At 68.6% G+C, this 12,949-nt stretch carries 11 protein-coding genes; all 11 read right to left on the bottom strand.

Annotation, left to right across the window (positions count from 1 at the left end; translation table 11 throughout):
* Positions 1 to 35: 35 nt before the first annotated feature.
* The 11 genes from GGQ96_RS00365 to GGQ96_RS00315 all read right to left on the bottom strand — a co-directional run bounded on the left by GGQ96_RS00365 (position 36) and on the right by GGQ96_RS00315 (position 12,846).
* Positions 36 to 911 carry an NAD(P)-dependent oxidoreductase gene (locus GGQ96_RS00365; RefSeq protein ID WP_184110504.1) on the bottom strand — a complete coding sequence of 292 codons (876 nt, stop codon included), beginning with the start codon at positions 909 to 911 and terminating at the stop codon, positions 36 to 38.
* Positions 912 to 1,074: 163 nt separating this feature from the next.
* Complete coding sequence (locus GGQ96_RS00360; RefSeq protein ID WP_184110502.1) at positions 1,075 to 2,061, bottom strand: aldo/keto reductase; 987 nt, start codon at positions 2,059 to 2,061, stop codon at positions 1,075 to 1,077.
* 84 nt (positions 2,062 to 2,145) lie between these two features.
* Entirely contained in the window at positions 2,146 to 3,246 is a 1,101-nt protein-coding gene (mgrA, locus tag GGQ96_RS00355) for an L-glyceraldehyde 3-phosphate reductase (protein WP_184110500.1), read from the bottom strand.
* Between the two features lie 150 nt (positions 3,247 to 3,396).
* A complete protein-coding gene (locus GGQ96_RS00350; RefSeq protein WP_184110498.1) occupies positions 3,397 to 5,793 on the bottom strand; it encodes a GH92 family glycosyl hydrolase in 2,397 nt (798 codons plus the stop codon).
* A gap of 261 nt (positions 5,794 to 6,054) precedes the next feature.
* Entirely contained in the window at positions 6,055 to 6,468 is a 414-nt protein-coding gene (locus GGQ96_RS00345; RefSeq protein WP_184112077.1) for a VOC family protein, read from the bottom strand.
* A gap of 137 nt (positions 6,469 to 6,605) precedes the next feature.
* The gene (locus GGQ96_RS00340; RefSeq protein WP_343058872.1) at positions 6,606 to 7,430 is read right to left on the bottom strand and encodes an alpha/beta hydrolase; all 825 of its coding nucleotides are present in this window, start codon (positions 7,428 to 7,430) and stop codon (positions 6,606 to 6,608) included.
* A 563-nt stretch (positions 7,431 to 7,993) separates the two neighbouring features.
* The gene (locus GGQ96_RS00335) at positions 7,994 to 8,956 is read right to left on the bottom strand and encodes a sensor histidine kinase (RefSeq protein WP_246359980.1); all 963 of its coding nucleotides are present in this window, start codon (positions 8,954 to 8,956) and stop codon (positions 7,994 to 7,996) included.
* A 119-nt stretch (positions 8,957 to 9,075) separates the two neighbouring features.
* Entirely contained in the window at positions 9,076 to 10,473 is a 1,398-nt protein-coding gene (gene chrA, locus GGQ96_RS00330; protein WP_184110492.1) for a chromate efflux transporter, read from the bottom strand.
* Entirely contained in the window at positions 10,470 to 11,282 is an 813-nt protein-coding gene (locus tag GGQ96_RS00325) for a chromate resistance protein ChrB domain-containing protein (protein WP_184110490.1), read from the bottom strand. The genes chrA and GGQ96_RS00325 overlap by 4 nt, the downstream gene beginning before the upstream one ends.
* A gap of 195 nt (positions 11,283 to 11,477) precedes the next feature.
* Positions 11,478 to 11,972, bottom strand: a complete 495-nt coding sequence (locus tag GGQ96_RS00320; protein ID WP_184110488.1) for a group I truncated hemoglobin — start codon at positions 11,970 to 11,972, stop codon at positions 11,478 to 11,480.
* A gap of 1 nt (position 11,973) precedes the next feature.
* On the bottom strand, positions 11,974 to 12,846 hold the full coding sequence (locus tag GGQ96_RS00315) for a DUF3034 family protein (RefSeq protein ID WP_221239735.1): 873 nt from the start codon (positions 12,844 to 12,846) through the stop codon (positions 11,974 to 11,976).
* Positions 12,847 to 12,949: the final 103 nt, after the last annotated feature.

Here is a 12,949-nt window from a genome sequence, read left to right as displayed (position 1 = left end):
GCCCGGGGCGATTTTCCGTCGCAGAGCACGATCCTTCAGGGGGGCGGCCGTCGGAGCTTGGCACCGTCACGCACCGTGAGGGCGATGCCCGCCCAGTCGACATCCGGGCCTTGCGTGGCGATCACGGTGCGAAGATGGTCGCGGACGATCCCGAGCAGCGGCATGGCCGTGCCGAACGCGGTGGCGGCGGTGTCGACCAGGGTCATGTCCTTCAGTCCCAGCGGTGCCGCGAAACCGGCTGGCCGGAAGCGGTCCTCGACCAGGATCTCGCCATAGGTCCGGTAGACCGGCGCGTCGAACAGCGTTCCGGTCAGCACCTCCAACAGGGTGCGACGATCGACGCCGCCTTTTTCGGCCAGCGTCATCGCCTCGGCCATGGCTTCCACCGCCGCCATGATCATGAAGTTGCCGCTGAGCTTGACGAGGTTCGCGGCCGACGGCGTGTCGCCGATCCGGAAGACGCGCTGGCCGATCGTGGCGAGTACCGGCTCGCAGCGATCCAGTGCCGCCTCCGGCCCGGCCGCGACCACGAACAGCGTGCCGGCGGCCGCTGCCGGCGGGCGGCCGAAGACCGGCGCGGAGACATAGCCGCCCGCGCCGCTGTCCGCCGCCAGTCGGTCGGCGAGCGCGACGCTGATCGTACTATGCCCGACATGAAGCGCAGGAGCCCCGGCGATGCCATGCTCGCCGAACACGATGTCGGCCACCGCATGATCGTCGGCGAGCATGGTCATCACGACATCGCCCTGGGCGGCGTCCACCGGACGCCCGGCGCGAGTCGCACCCGCGCGGACGAGCGCGTCGGCCTTCTCCGGGGATCGGTTCCAGACCGTCACCGCGTGGCCGGCTCTGACCAGATTGGCTGCCATGGCGCTGCCCATCTGACCCAGCCCGATGAACCCGATCCTCATGCGCCCGCCTTCGGATGGCCAGCGGATGCGGCCCGATCGGGGTGCCGACGCGGCGGGGCAGGGCGGTGCCCGACGATCTCGGTCCCGGCCTGGCCGCTACCGCTCGCACAGGCGCTGACGGGGGCGCGCTCATCTGGCGCATGCGCGGCGGCAATAGACCTGTTCACCGGTTGACGCTCGCCATCGTCGCGGTGGGATAGCGCATGCCGCTCGCCGCGCCGGGCGGCAGGACGGCGTCGATCCGGGCCAGGTCGGCCGCGTCCAGTTTCACGTCGATCGCGCCGAGATTCTCCTCTAGATAGGTGCGCCGCTTGGTGCCGGGGATCGGCACGATGTCCTCGCCCTGCGCCAGCACCCAGGCGAGCGCGAGTTGCGCGGGCGTGCAGCCCTTGTCGGCCGCCATGGTGCCGATCTCGCGGACGAGATCGAGATTGCGCTGGAACGCTTCGCCCTGGAAGCGGGGATGGTTGCGCCGCGTGTCGTCGTCGGCCAGATCGTCCGGGGTCCGGATTTGCCCCGTCAGGAAGCCGCGTCCGAGCGGGCTGTACGGCACGAAGCCGATGCCGAGTTCCCGGACCGTCGGCAGGATCGCGTCCTCCGGGTCGCGGGTCCACAGGGAATATTCCGTCTGCAACGCGGTGATCGGATGCACGGCATGCGCCCGGCGGATCGTGTCCGGCGCCGCCTCCGATAGGCCGAGATACCGGACCTTGCCGGCCGCGACGAGATCGCCCATCGCGCCGACGGTTTCCTCGATCGGCACGTCGGGATCGACGCGGTGCTGGTAATAGAGGTCGATGATGTCGAGGCCGGTGCGTCGCAGGCTGGCGTCGCAGGCCTGGCGCACATAGTCCGGCCGGCCGTTGATGCCACGCGCATCGCCGTTGGGGCCGCGAACGATACCGAATTTGGTCGCGACGATCACCCATTCGCGTCGGTCGCGCACCACGCGTCCGACCAGGTTCTCATTGGCGCCGACACCGTACATGTCGGCCGTGTCCAGGAAGGTGACGCCGCGATCGAGTGCAAGGTTGATGGTGGCGATCGATTCCGTCTCGTCGCGGCCGGCGTAGAAGTCGGACATGCCCATGCAGCCCAGCCCCATGATCGAAACTTCGAGGCCTTGCCGGCCAAGCTTGCGGGTTTTCATGTCATGTCTCCGATGGGACGACCGCCTGCTCGACGGTCGGGTGGGGAGCAGGCCAGTGCCGCTTACCCGTCAGTGGATCAGACACTACGGGCGTTCCCGCGCCGGCCCGGACGCCGGAACACCCTGCGCGGCGGGCAGCGTCGTGATGTCGGAGGATGCGGCCCAGAGATTGATCCCGCCATCGGCGGCCGCCTGATCGATCGCGGCGCGTTCCTCCGCGGAGAAATCGAGGTTGCGCACCGAGTCGAGGGAGTCGTCGAGTTGCGCGACGGTGCGGGCTCCGATCAACGCGGAGGTGACGCGCGCATCCCGCAAGACCCAGGCGATCGCCATCTGGGCGAGGGTCTGACCACGCTCCGCCGCAATGGCGTTCAAGGCCCGGATCGCGGACAGGTTGGCGTCGGTGAGCAGGGTCTGCGACAGCGATCCGCCGCGCGTGGCGCGCGCATCGTCCGGGATGCCGTTCAGATATTTGCTGGTGAGCATCCCTTGCGCCAACGGGGAGAAGGCGATGCAGCCGGTGCCGAGGTCGTCCAGCGTGGCCAGCAGGTCACGCTCGATCCAGCGGTTCAGGATCGAATAGCTGGGCTGGTGGATGAAGAGCGGCACCTTCTCCTCCGCCAGGATCGCCGCCGCACGCCGGGTCAGGCCCGGCTCGTACGAGGACAGGCCGATATACAGCGCCTTGCCCTGCCGGTGCAGCTGGACCAGCGCGCCCATCGTCTCCTCGAGCGGCGTCGCGGGATCGACGCGGTGCGAGTAGAAGATATCGACATAGTCGAGGCCCATGCGCTTGAGGCTCTGGTCGCAGCTCGCGATCAGATATTTTCTGGACGAGCCGATATCGCCATAAGGCCCCGGCCACATGTCCCAGCCGGCCTTGGTGGAGATGACCAGCTCGTCGCGGTGGGACCTGAAGTCGGTCGCCAGGACGCGACCGAAATTCTCTTCGGCCGATCCGTAGGGAGGGCCGTAGTTGTTCGCGAGATCGAAATGGGTCACGCCACGATCGAAGGCGCGGCGCAGGATCGACCGTCCCGTCTCGAAGACGTCGCTTCCGCCGAAATTCTGCCAGAGCCCCAAGCTGATCGCCGGCAATCGCAAGCCGCTTCGACCGGTGCGGCGATAGAGCATGCCGCTATCGTATCGATCGGGTGCGGCGGCATAGGGAGACGTGAATGGCATGGATTCTCCTCGTTCGGGGGCTTCAACGCGCGGGACGGCAAGCGTTCCAGCCGGATCTCCGCAGCCTAACCTGTGTCACGGACAAGGGCCGGCCGCGACGACGATCGGACGCGGGCGCGGTCCTGCGCGGGCGGCTGGCCCAAGGCCGCCTCAGCCCGGACCGGCGGACCGCGCGGGCAGTCGCGCCGTGCTGGAGGAATATGGCCGGTCCGCCCGGCGCGATGCCCAGGCCGTGTTCGGCCCCGGCTGCATCGTGAACCGCAGTTCACCGCCGGCCATGATCTCCGCATGCCGTAGATAGGCGCGCGTGACGGGCACGCCGTTCAGCGTGACCGCCCCGACATAGGGATGCCCGTCGTCCAGCCGGTCGGCGATGATGGTCAGGTGCCGGCCGTTGGGAAGCGCGAGCACCGCCCGGTTCACGAACGGCCGGCCGATGACATATTCCAGGCTGGCGGGCGTCACCGGGTAGAATCCCAGGGCGGTGAAGACCAGCCATGCCGACATCTGACCGAGATCGTCGTTGCCGGACAGCCCGTCGGGTGTCGGGCGATACTGGCTTTCGACGATCTGCTTCAACCGGGCCTGGGTCCGCCACGGCGCGCCGGCGTAGCTATAGAGATAGGCGACGTGATGGCTCGGTTCGTTGCCATGGATATACTGGCCGATCAGCCCCGCTATGTCTTCGGCATGGCTGTAGTCGAGCTTCGAATTGTCGAACTCGAACATGGCATCCAGCTTGGCGATGGTCGCCGCTTCGCCGCCCAGCGCGCGGACGAGCGCGGCCTGGTCCTGCGGCACGAACCAGCTATATTGCCAGGCGTTGCCCTCGGTATAGTCCGATCCGTAATTGATCGCGGTCGGGTCGAACGGCACGCGGAACGCCCCGTCGCTCTTGCGCGCCCGGATGAAGCCGGTCCGGACGTCGAAGCTGTTGCGCCAGTTGCCGGCCCGCTTCTCGAACGTCGCGGCGATGTCGGTGCGCCCCATCGCGCGGGCCATGCGTGCGATCGTCCAGTCGTCATAGGCATATTCGACCGTCTTGGAGGCCGCCTCCGGCTCGCGGTCGATCGGCACGTAGCCGCGTGTCATATAGGCGCCGAGGCCGCCATAGGGCGCATAGGTCGCGCTCGCCTCCATCGCGGCGAGTGCGGCATCCGCATCGAACCCCCCTATGCCTTTCAGATAGGCGTCGGCGATGACCGGCGCGGCATGATAGCCGATCATGGTCCAGGTCTCGCGCCCCTGGAATTGCCAGACGGGGAGGATGCCGTCGGGACTGTGGTCCCGGCTGGCGACCAGCGAGCGGACGATATCGCTCGATGTGCTGGCCGGCTGGATTAAGGTGAGTAGCGGATGTTCGGCCCGGAACGTGTCCCAGAGCGAGAAGGTCGACCGGAAGACAAAGCCGTCTGCGCGATGGATCTGGTTGTCGGGTCCGCGATAGCGCCCGTCCACGTCGCCCGCGACGGCTGGCGCGATTAAGGCATGATAGAGGGCCGTCGCGACCGATGTGCGCATCGGTGCGGGCGCGTCGATCGTCAGCACGTCGAGTGCGGCGCGCCATGCCGTCCTTGTCTTCGCGCGGATGGCGTCGAAGTCGCCGGGTTCGCTCGCCAGATTGGCGATCGCGCCTGCCTCGTCGACCGACGAGATGGCGCTCGTTACCTCGATGGCGCGATCGAGCGGACCGAAATCGAAGCGCGCCACCAGGGATCGTCCGGCGCGTTCGGCCACCGCGTCGCTGCCGCGGCCCGGCCCCTGGAAGCCCTTGTAGGTGACGTCCGTCTCGGTCGACACAAAGGCATGCCCCGTGAGCGGCGCCGAAAAGCGTAGGGCGAAGCAGAGCGTCCGGTCCGGCGCCCAGCCGCGGGTCTGCCGGCAGCCGGTCACAATGCCGTCGGGGCGCAACCGGACCGAGGACCACAAGACCTTGCCGGGATAGTTGTAGAGCGAACTGCGCAGGTCGAGCACCAGGTGCATCGGCTGCGTGCGCGACGCGGCGCGGTAGCGAGCCACCCCGATCCGGGTGCCTGCGGTCAGTTCGGCGTGGACGCCCCGGTCCTTCAGCACGACCGCATAATAGCCCGGCCGCGCGACCTCCGCGGCATGATCGTAGCGCGAGCGATAGCCCGAGCCGGGCTTGCCCGGGTCGCCGGGCGCAAGCGGCACATCGTCCCCGGCGACCGGCATCATGAGGAAATCGCCCAGGTCCGAATGACCGGCACCCGAAAAGTGCGTCAGCGAGAATCCTTGGATCGTCGGGTCCGCATAGCGATAGCCGGCGGCGTGGCTGTAGCATTCGCGGACCACGCAGCTGGTGTCGGTATCGGGTGAGAACTGCACCATACCGAAAGGTGCGACCGCGCCGGGGAAGGTATGGCCCTCGCCACCGGTGCCGATCATCGGGTTGACCAGATCGATCGTCGCCGGACCGATCGGGGCTTGATTGGGCGGGGCCTGATTGGGCGGGGATTGCGCGGGAAGCGACGCCGCGGCGAAGACGGCGAGCCATGCTGTCACGGCGGATCGGTGAAGAATCGTCATCGGGGGATAAGAGCATCCCGCCGCCATTCGCGGAAGGTCGCTCATCGACGCACGGCCATCTTTTGAATGGCTTGGAGTGAAAGCCGGGCTGGACTCCGCCAGCCGAACACGCCGTCGACGCCGTGCCCGATTGGCGGCGTGTGGTAGATCCCGGGCGGCGTTGCCTGTCGGTCACGATCCCCCGGCATCGCTCCCGCCGCCCGCCTTGTCCCGAACCGCCATCGCCGCCGGGCCGAGGATCCGACCGGATCGGAAACCGCGCTAGTAGCTCGGCCAGAGTCCCGGCGTGGCGATCTCGAGGACGTGCCCGTCGGGGTCGCTGAAATAATAGCTTTTGCCTCCGGTCGGCCAGGTGACTTCGCTCAGCTCCGCGACACCGGCGCGCCGGAGGTGATCGCGCCAGGCGTCATAGTCGCCGGCGGCAACCTTAAAGGCCATGTGCAACGGCCCCGCACCGTCATGACCCGGGATATGGCCGCCAGGCGTATCCTCGCCGTCCAGCGATGCCTTTCGCGCGAAAATCAGGAGGATGCTCCGCCCCCCTGCATCGAAGGCGGTCAGGCGCTCCTCGTCGCGGACGATGGTCAGGCCCATGACGTCGCGGAAGAAGGCGACGGACCTGGGTTTGTCGTCGACATAGAGCGCGGATTCGAGAATTCCCTGAAGCTGCGGCATCGCCACCTCCTTGCTCGTCGCCCAACGCGCGATGGGCGAGATGGTGGCTGCGCCGGTATCCGGATCCACCCGATAAAGGCGGGCGAGGGCGGCCCGGCCCGACGACCCCGTCTCGCCGGTCCGCAGCGGTTCGATCCCTAGCCGCCTGAGCGCGGCTTAGGCGCGCTCCCGTCGAGCCAGCCTTCGTCCGCCAGCCAGTCGGCTAGCCGGTCCGGCCAATGCAGGATCGACAGGCGGTTGGACTCGTCGAGGTTGAAGGCATGATCGGCCCCGGCATACATATGGAGCTCGGCCGGCACATGCGCCTCGCGAAGCTGCTGGTACAAGGCCACCGATGGTGCGGCGCAGCAACGATCCAGCGATCCCGCCGTGATGAATGCGGGCGGCGCATGGGCGACATCGCGCGCCGGCAATCCTTCGGGGCCGGGAAATACGAGAACCTGGAAGTCCGGCCGCGCGCTGATCCGGTCGATCGCGTCCGTCACCGGCCGTCCCGCCGGTTCCGGATTGTCCGCGATCAGCGAGACCAGCTCTCCGCCCGCGGAAAACCCCATGACGCCGACCCGCGCGGGATCGACTCCATAGGCAGCCGCATGGGCCCGGACCCACCGAACGGCCCGCCGTGCGTCATCGGCGGCGTCGCCGGCCACGGTGTAGGTCGAACCCGACTCGTTCGCGAGGCGGTATTTCAGTACGAAGGCGGTGACGCCCATCCGGTTGAGCGCCGTCGCGACCTTCGTGCCCTCATTGGTCCACACCAGCAGGCGGTGACCGCCGCCGGGGAAGATGATGATGCCGACGCCGTTGCGGTGTCTCGGGTCGGCCGGGAAGGCGATCAGCGAGGGATCGTGGATGTTGCGCAGCCAGTAATCCCGCCCGATCTCGGCTTCCTTCCGCCTGGCTTTCGAGCCGGGGGCCCCGTCGGGCCATAGGGGCTGCCCCTTCAGCACCGGCTGTTGCACGGGAGCGGGGTCATCCGCGCGTAGCGAGGCCGGCGTGGCAGCAGCGAGGAGGAGGGCCGTGGCAAATCTCAACCACATAGATCATCTACCTTTTCTGAGTCATATGCCGCTTTGCCCTTGCTTCGGACGGGATGCAGCCGCCGTCAACCGCACTACACGGTCGCGCCGACACCGACGGCTGCCAGGCCAGGCCACGCCATGCCGTCGTCCGGTCCATGTCGACCCGCATCCGGTCCAGCGTGATGAACAGTGGCGACGGCTCCAGCGTGACGTGGTGCGCGAGCGGCAGCCTCGCCTACCGGTCCGCCTGCCGATCGATCCTGGCGGCCCGCGCCATAGCTGGACCCCCATGAACCTGGTGGTGACGAGCTGATCCATGCCGTGTTTGTCGTCGGCTCCACCGCTCCGGTACAGGTGCGGGTGTGTGTGGACGTCCTGGTCGAGCGGCTGGCCGGCCGGGTCAGCGCCGACCGCCGACCGCCGACCGCCGGCAGCGGGTCAGAGGGGCAGGAAAGGAGCATCGTTGTTCGCCGCGACGGCGAAGCGTGTCCGGCGCACCGTGGTCAAAGCCCCGGGTCGCCAAGGGTCACGTGCGTGCAGAAGCCCTTGTCGACCGCCTCGTGCTGGACGCTCCCGCCCATCTGCTTGGCCAGCAGCCGGACGAGCTTCGATCCCAATCCAGGTTCGGCCCCTTCCGGACAGCCGGCGCCGTCGTCCGTGACGGTGACGGTCATCTTCGCCCCGGCGCGGGCGACGACGACGGTGACGATGCCGCCCCGTTCGCCGGGATAGGCATATTTCAGGCTGTTGGTGACCAGTTCGTTGACGATCAGGCCGACATGGATCGCGACCGAACTGGGCACCTCGATCGGGTCGCACGTCACTCGCACCGCGATCGGCCGGACATCGCGCAGCAGGTCGCCCAAACCCTGGCACAGCGTCTCGATATATTCGGCCAGATCGACATGGCCGCCATCGCCATCGCCGCGCAACCGTTCCTGCGCGCGCGCCACGACCAGCACCCGCGCGTTGGCGGCATCTAGGGCCTCGCTCACCTCGGGATTGGAGGCGGCCCGGCTCTGTAGCTGGATCGCGGAGCTGATGATCGTCAGATCGTTCTTCGTCCGGTGCGCCAGTTCCTGCAGCACCAGCGCCTTGGTCCGCTCGCTCTCGTCCAGCCGGGCGATCGTCCGCCGCAGCATTTCCGTCGTCGCCGCCATGGTGAAGCCGATGAGGATGAATATCCCGACCGCGATCGCATTCTCTCCGCCGATGCGCAGTGAGAAACGGGGCTCGATGAACAGATAGGCCGCCAGGAAGGCGCTGAGGATTGTGGCGAAAAAGCCCGAGCCGCGATCGAACACCAGCGCGCATAGGAAGACCGCAGGGTAGAAAAGCAGGATTGGGAAATTATGCAGCGTTCCTTCCAGCGAATAGCGGAGCAGCGCGGTCAGCGAGACGATGAGCGCACTGGCGGCATAGCGCGCGATCACGTTTAGGGGTGGCCCGGCCAACAGCCTGAGCAAGATATTTTCTTCGATCATGGCCCCCCTGTCCGGTCGGTGCGGCTTTCCGCCTCTGGTCTCGGCATCGTGGCTAGGCCCGGGCGGCCGGGGCGACTATCATCTGGATCAGTCCTCCCCCCTCAATGCAGCGCCCCCAGGGCGTAGAGGGCGAGCCCGGCCCCGGCGGTCGCGAGCAGCGTGGCGATGACCCCGGCCCGAGTCATGAAGATGGCATAGGCCGCGCCCAGCGACAGGACGAGTGCGGCGGGATCGATGCTGGACGGTTCCGGCGCATCGAAGCGGAATGGCCCCGCCGCGACCGCGATCGTCCGGCGGAACAGCGTATGCAGCGCGAACCAGACCGCGAGGTTGAGGACCACGCCGACGACGGCCGCCGTGATCGCCGACAGCGCCCCCGCCACGGCGGCGTTGCCGCGAAGCCGCTCGATGAAGGGCGCACCGAGGAAGATCCACAGGAAGCACGGCACGAACGTCACCCAGGTCGCCAGCAGCCCGCCCAGCGTCCCCGCCACCAGCGGCGACAAGCCATGGGCATCGCGATAGGCGCCCAGGAAGCCGACGAACTGGAGGACCATGATCAGTGGCCCCGGCGTCGTCTCCGCCATGCCGAGTCCGTCCAGCATCTCCTTCGGTCCGAGCCAGCCATAGGTTTCGACGGCCTGCTGCGCGACATAGGCGAGCACGGCATAGGCACCGCCGAACGTCACCATCGCCATGGTCGAGAAGAAGGTGGCGATGCGGCTGAACACGTCGTCCGGGCCAAGCGCGACCAGCAGCGCGCCGACTGGCAGCAACCAGAGGGCGAGCCAGATCAGCGCGGTGCGGATCGTCTCGGCCCGGGTGGGCCGCGCATGGGCCGGCAGCTCCTCGCCGAGCAGCGTGTCGGCGTCGGCCACGACCGCGCCCCCGGCCGCACCGTGACCGCCGCCGCGAAACGCCGCGCCGCCGTGCCGCGCGGACCACCAGCCGATGAGACCGGCGCCCAGCACGATGAGCGGAAAGGGCGCGCCGACGAAGAAGATGAGCACGAAGGCGAGGGCGGCCAGCGCCTTGGCCGGGCGTGTCCTAAGCGCCCGGCCGCCAATCCGCACCACCGCCTGGAGCACGACCGCCAGCACCGCCGCCTTCAGGCCGAAAAACAGCGCGGAGACGATCCCGACGCGCCCATAAAGGACATAGATCCAGCTCAGGGCCATGATGGCGATCGCGCCGGGGACCACGAACAGCACGCCGGCGACGATGCCGCCCCGGGTCCGGTGCATCAGCCAGCCGATATAGGTGGCGAGCTGCTGCGCCTCCGGACCGGGCAGCAGCATGCAATAGTTCAGCGCGTGCAGGAACCGCTGCTCGCCGATCCAGCGTTTCTCGTCGACCAGGATGCGGTGCATCACGGCGATCTGTCCGGCCGGGCCGCCGAACGACAGCAGGGCGATGCGCAGCCACACCCAGAAGGCCTGGCCCAGCGTCACCGGCCCGGGGCGCGGCGGCGTCGCGGCGGGCGCGGCGACCCCGGTCATGCCGGCACCCGTGCGCGCCCGGGCTGATGCGACGACCAGTCATGCCGTTCGCCGTGGGCGTCGCGAGCCCAGCGGTAGAGCGCGTCATAGACGAGCATGCCGGCATCGAGCTGCGCATGGTCGTCGCCATGGCTGCGCGACAGGCCGAGCGATATGGCGAGAAGGCCGGCGGCCTCCGGCGCGATGTCCAGTCGGTCGGTGTCGGCGCCGCGCACGATGGCGGCGAGCCGGGTCAAGGGCGCGTGGTCGGCCAGCCCGAACGCCTCGACCATGATGTCGAAGGTGCAGCGATCGCCGCGATGGCTCCAGAAGACGCGCGGGTCGGCGATGTCGAAGGGTTCGGCCTGCTCGCGTTCGGCCACGGCCAGTACCTCCGGCGGCGGCACGAACAGGAAGCGGGCGTCCGGGTCGACGAAGCGGCGGATCAGCCAGGGGCAGGCGATGCGATCGACCTTGGGGCGGGACCGCGTCACCCACCAGGTCCGGCCATCGGCATGGCGGGGCGGCAGATGCGCGGGCGACACGGTCGGCAGACGGGCCGCCAGCCATGCGGCATGGCCGCCGCCCAGGATCTCCGCGTCGACGCCGTCGCTGCGCAGGACCGCCGCCGCGGCGGTCGCCCCGGTTCCGCCATCATCGTCCACGACGACGACGGTGGAACCGGCCGCCGGTCCGCCGGGCGGGCTTCCGGTCACCGCCCCTGGAATGACGCGGTCCGGCGAGTCGCGAAGGTCCAGGATGCGGGGACAATGGGCGGTCCCGACCAGGCGGGACAGCTTTTCGGGCGTGATGGCATTTGGCGCGGGCATGGGGCGTCCTTGATGCGATGGGGACGCGATTCTCCGGCTGACGCCTCGTGGGGAGATCGCCGTCCCCATGGGTGCAGTCAGCCACTGCGGGACGGCGTTGTCAATCGTGACGCGGCGCGGTCCGTCCGATGTGGTCTCGTCCGCGATCCGACCGAGGATGGCGCATCGCAACCTCGCCCGGCGCACGCATCGCGTTCAGCGCGCGACGATCGGCCTGTGCATGGGGGCGAGCTTCGCCAGCAGGCGGTTCTGCGCGGCCATCGGCACGTGTTGGCCGCGCATGGCGGCTTGCAGGTTCTCGACCAGCGCCGCCATGTCGGCCTGCTGGATGCCCATATCCTTGTGCGACTGCGCCATGGTCTGACCGGAATAATGGCAGCCGCCGTTCAGGATATAGCAGAATTGCTCGAACAGCGTGCGACGCAGCCGCACCAGGTCCCTGTTCCTGAAGATGTCGGTGATCCGGGGGTCGGCGGTGTTGCGCGCGACGAGATCGTCGACGATCGCATGCACGCCGGCGGCGGCGCCAAAGGCCCGCCACATCGCGTCGCCGCGAAAGGGCGCGGCGCCGGCATTCGCGTCGGATTCGGCGTACGGCGCGACCGGTTCCTCACCGGCGGGGGTGGGGGCTGGGGCGGAGTTGGAGGTGGCGGCGGTCTGCAGCGCGAGGGCGACCAGGCTGGCGATCATCTCAGAAATTACCTCGCAGGGAGAGATAGGCGCCGCGCTGACGGCGGAAGGTGGCGATGTCGCCGAGATCGACATAGGCGGCAGTGACGGTTAGATGTCTGGCCACCGCCCAGGCGGCGAAGGCGTCGAGCGCGCGCTGCTCGCGGGCGAAGGCGAGATTGTCGGGCTTGGTGCGCCATTCCGCCCCCAGCAGCAGCGAGGGGGTGACGAGCAACCCGGCCGATCCCTCGAACTGTAGCGATCGCCCCCGCCGGCGATCCCCGCCGAATCCGAGCAGCCCGAACTGATTGGCCTTGGTCCACCGCATTGTGGCGTCGACGACCAGGCTCTGTGCCAGCACGACCTTGGTCGCGGACGCATAGAGATCGGTACCGCTGGCGGACCGCCCGCCGATCTGGCGGATGACGGCGCCCTGGTCGGCGACCTTGTGCTGCACGCCGATCGCGATCTGGGGCAGCCAGCGATCCTGATCCCACACCGCATCGCCGACCAGCCGAACCTTGCCGGAGACGATGTGCTGGCCGAAGGTGAAGCCGCGACCCAAACCCAGCGCGGCACCGGCGCGGCGCGTGTCGAACCGCTGATAGGCATAGGACAGTTCGACCCGGTCGTTGAGACCGAGGCTGATGCCCGCGGTCTTCAGGTCGAAGTCGGGCAGGGCGACCAGCGTGGCATGGGCGCTGCCGCCGATCCCGTCGCGCGTCTCGCTGCCGGCGATCACCGCCCAGCTCGCCAGGCCGCCGCCCGCCGCCCCTTCCACGCTGCTCACGCCGTCGGTCAGGCGCAGCTTGCCGCCCCAGCGGCGCTCGCTTGCATCGGCGGGCATGGCATGGGCAAGCAGGGACAGGCCGAAAAGAGAGAGGAGGCGTCGCATCGGCGAACCTCTGCGCCGAAACATCTCAAAGGCGGATTAACGACCGGGATAAATGGATTGGGGAGTTTACCGGTCGGAAACCTCATGGCGGGCATAAGCGGGC

The organism is Sphingomonas abaci (genome assembly GCF_014199625.1).
GTDB classification, from domain to species: domain Bacteria; phylum Pseudomonadota; class Alphaproteobacteria; order Sphingomonadales; family Sphingomonadaceae; genus Sphingomonas; species Sphingomonas abaci.
Note: the sequence above shows the minus strand (reverse complement) of the source record. Positions and strands in the feature narration are given on the sequence as shown.

Excerpts from the sequence above, each read along its gene's own strand:
- GGQ96_RS00365 (WP_184110504.1), bottom strand. The coding sequence starts at position 911 with ATGAGGATCGGGTTCATCGGGCTGGGTCAGATGGGCAGCGCCATGGCA.
- GGQ96_RS00360 (WP_184110502.1), bottom strand. The coding sequence starts at position 2,061 with ATGAAAACCCGCAAGCTTGGCCGGCAAGGCCTCGAAGTTTCGATCATG.
- mgrA (WP_184110500.1), bottom strand. The coding sequence starts at position 3,246 with ATGCCATTCACGTCTCCCTATGCCGCCGCACCCGATCGATACGATAGC.
- GGQ96_RS00350 (WP_184110498.1), bottom strand. The coding sequence starts at position 5,793 with ATGACGATTCTTCACCGATCCGCCGTGACAGCATGGCTCGCCGTCTTC.
- GGQ96_RS00345 (WP_184112077.1), bottom strand. The coding sequence starts at position 6,468 with ATGCCGCAGCTTCAGGGAATTCTCGAATCCGCGCTCTATGTCGACGAC.
- chrA (WP_184110492.1), bottom strand. The coding sequence starts at position 10,473 with ATGACCGGGGTCGCCGCGCCCGCCGCGACGCCGCCGCGCCCCGGGCCG.
- GGQ96_RS00325 (WP_184110490.1), bottom strand. The coding sequence starts at position 11,282 with ATGCCCGCGCCAAATGCCATCACGCCCGAAAAGCTGTCCCGCCTGGTC.
- GGQ96_RS00320 (WP_184110488.1), bottom strand. The coding sequence starts at position 11,972 with ATGATCGCCAGCCTGGTCGCCCTCGCGCTGCAGACCGCCGCCACCTCC.
- GGQ96_RS00315 (WP_221239735.1), bottom strand. The coding sequence starts at position 12,846 with ATGCGACGCCTCCTCTCTCTTTTCGGCCTGTCCCTGCTTGCCCATGCC.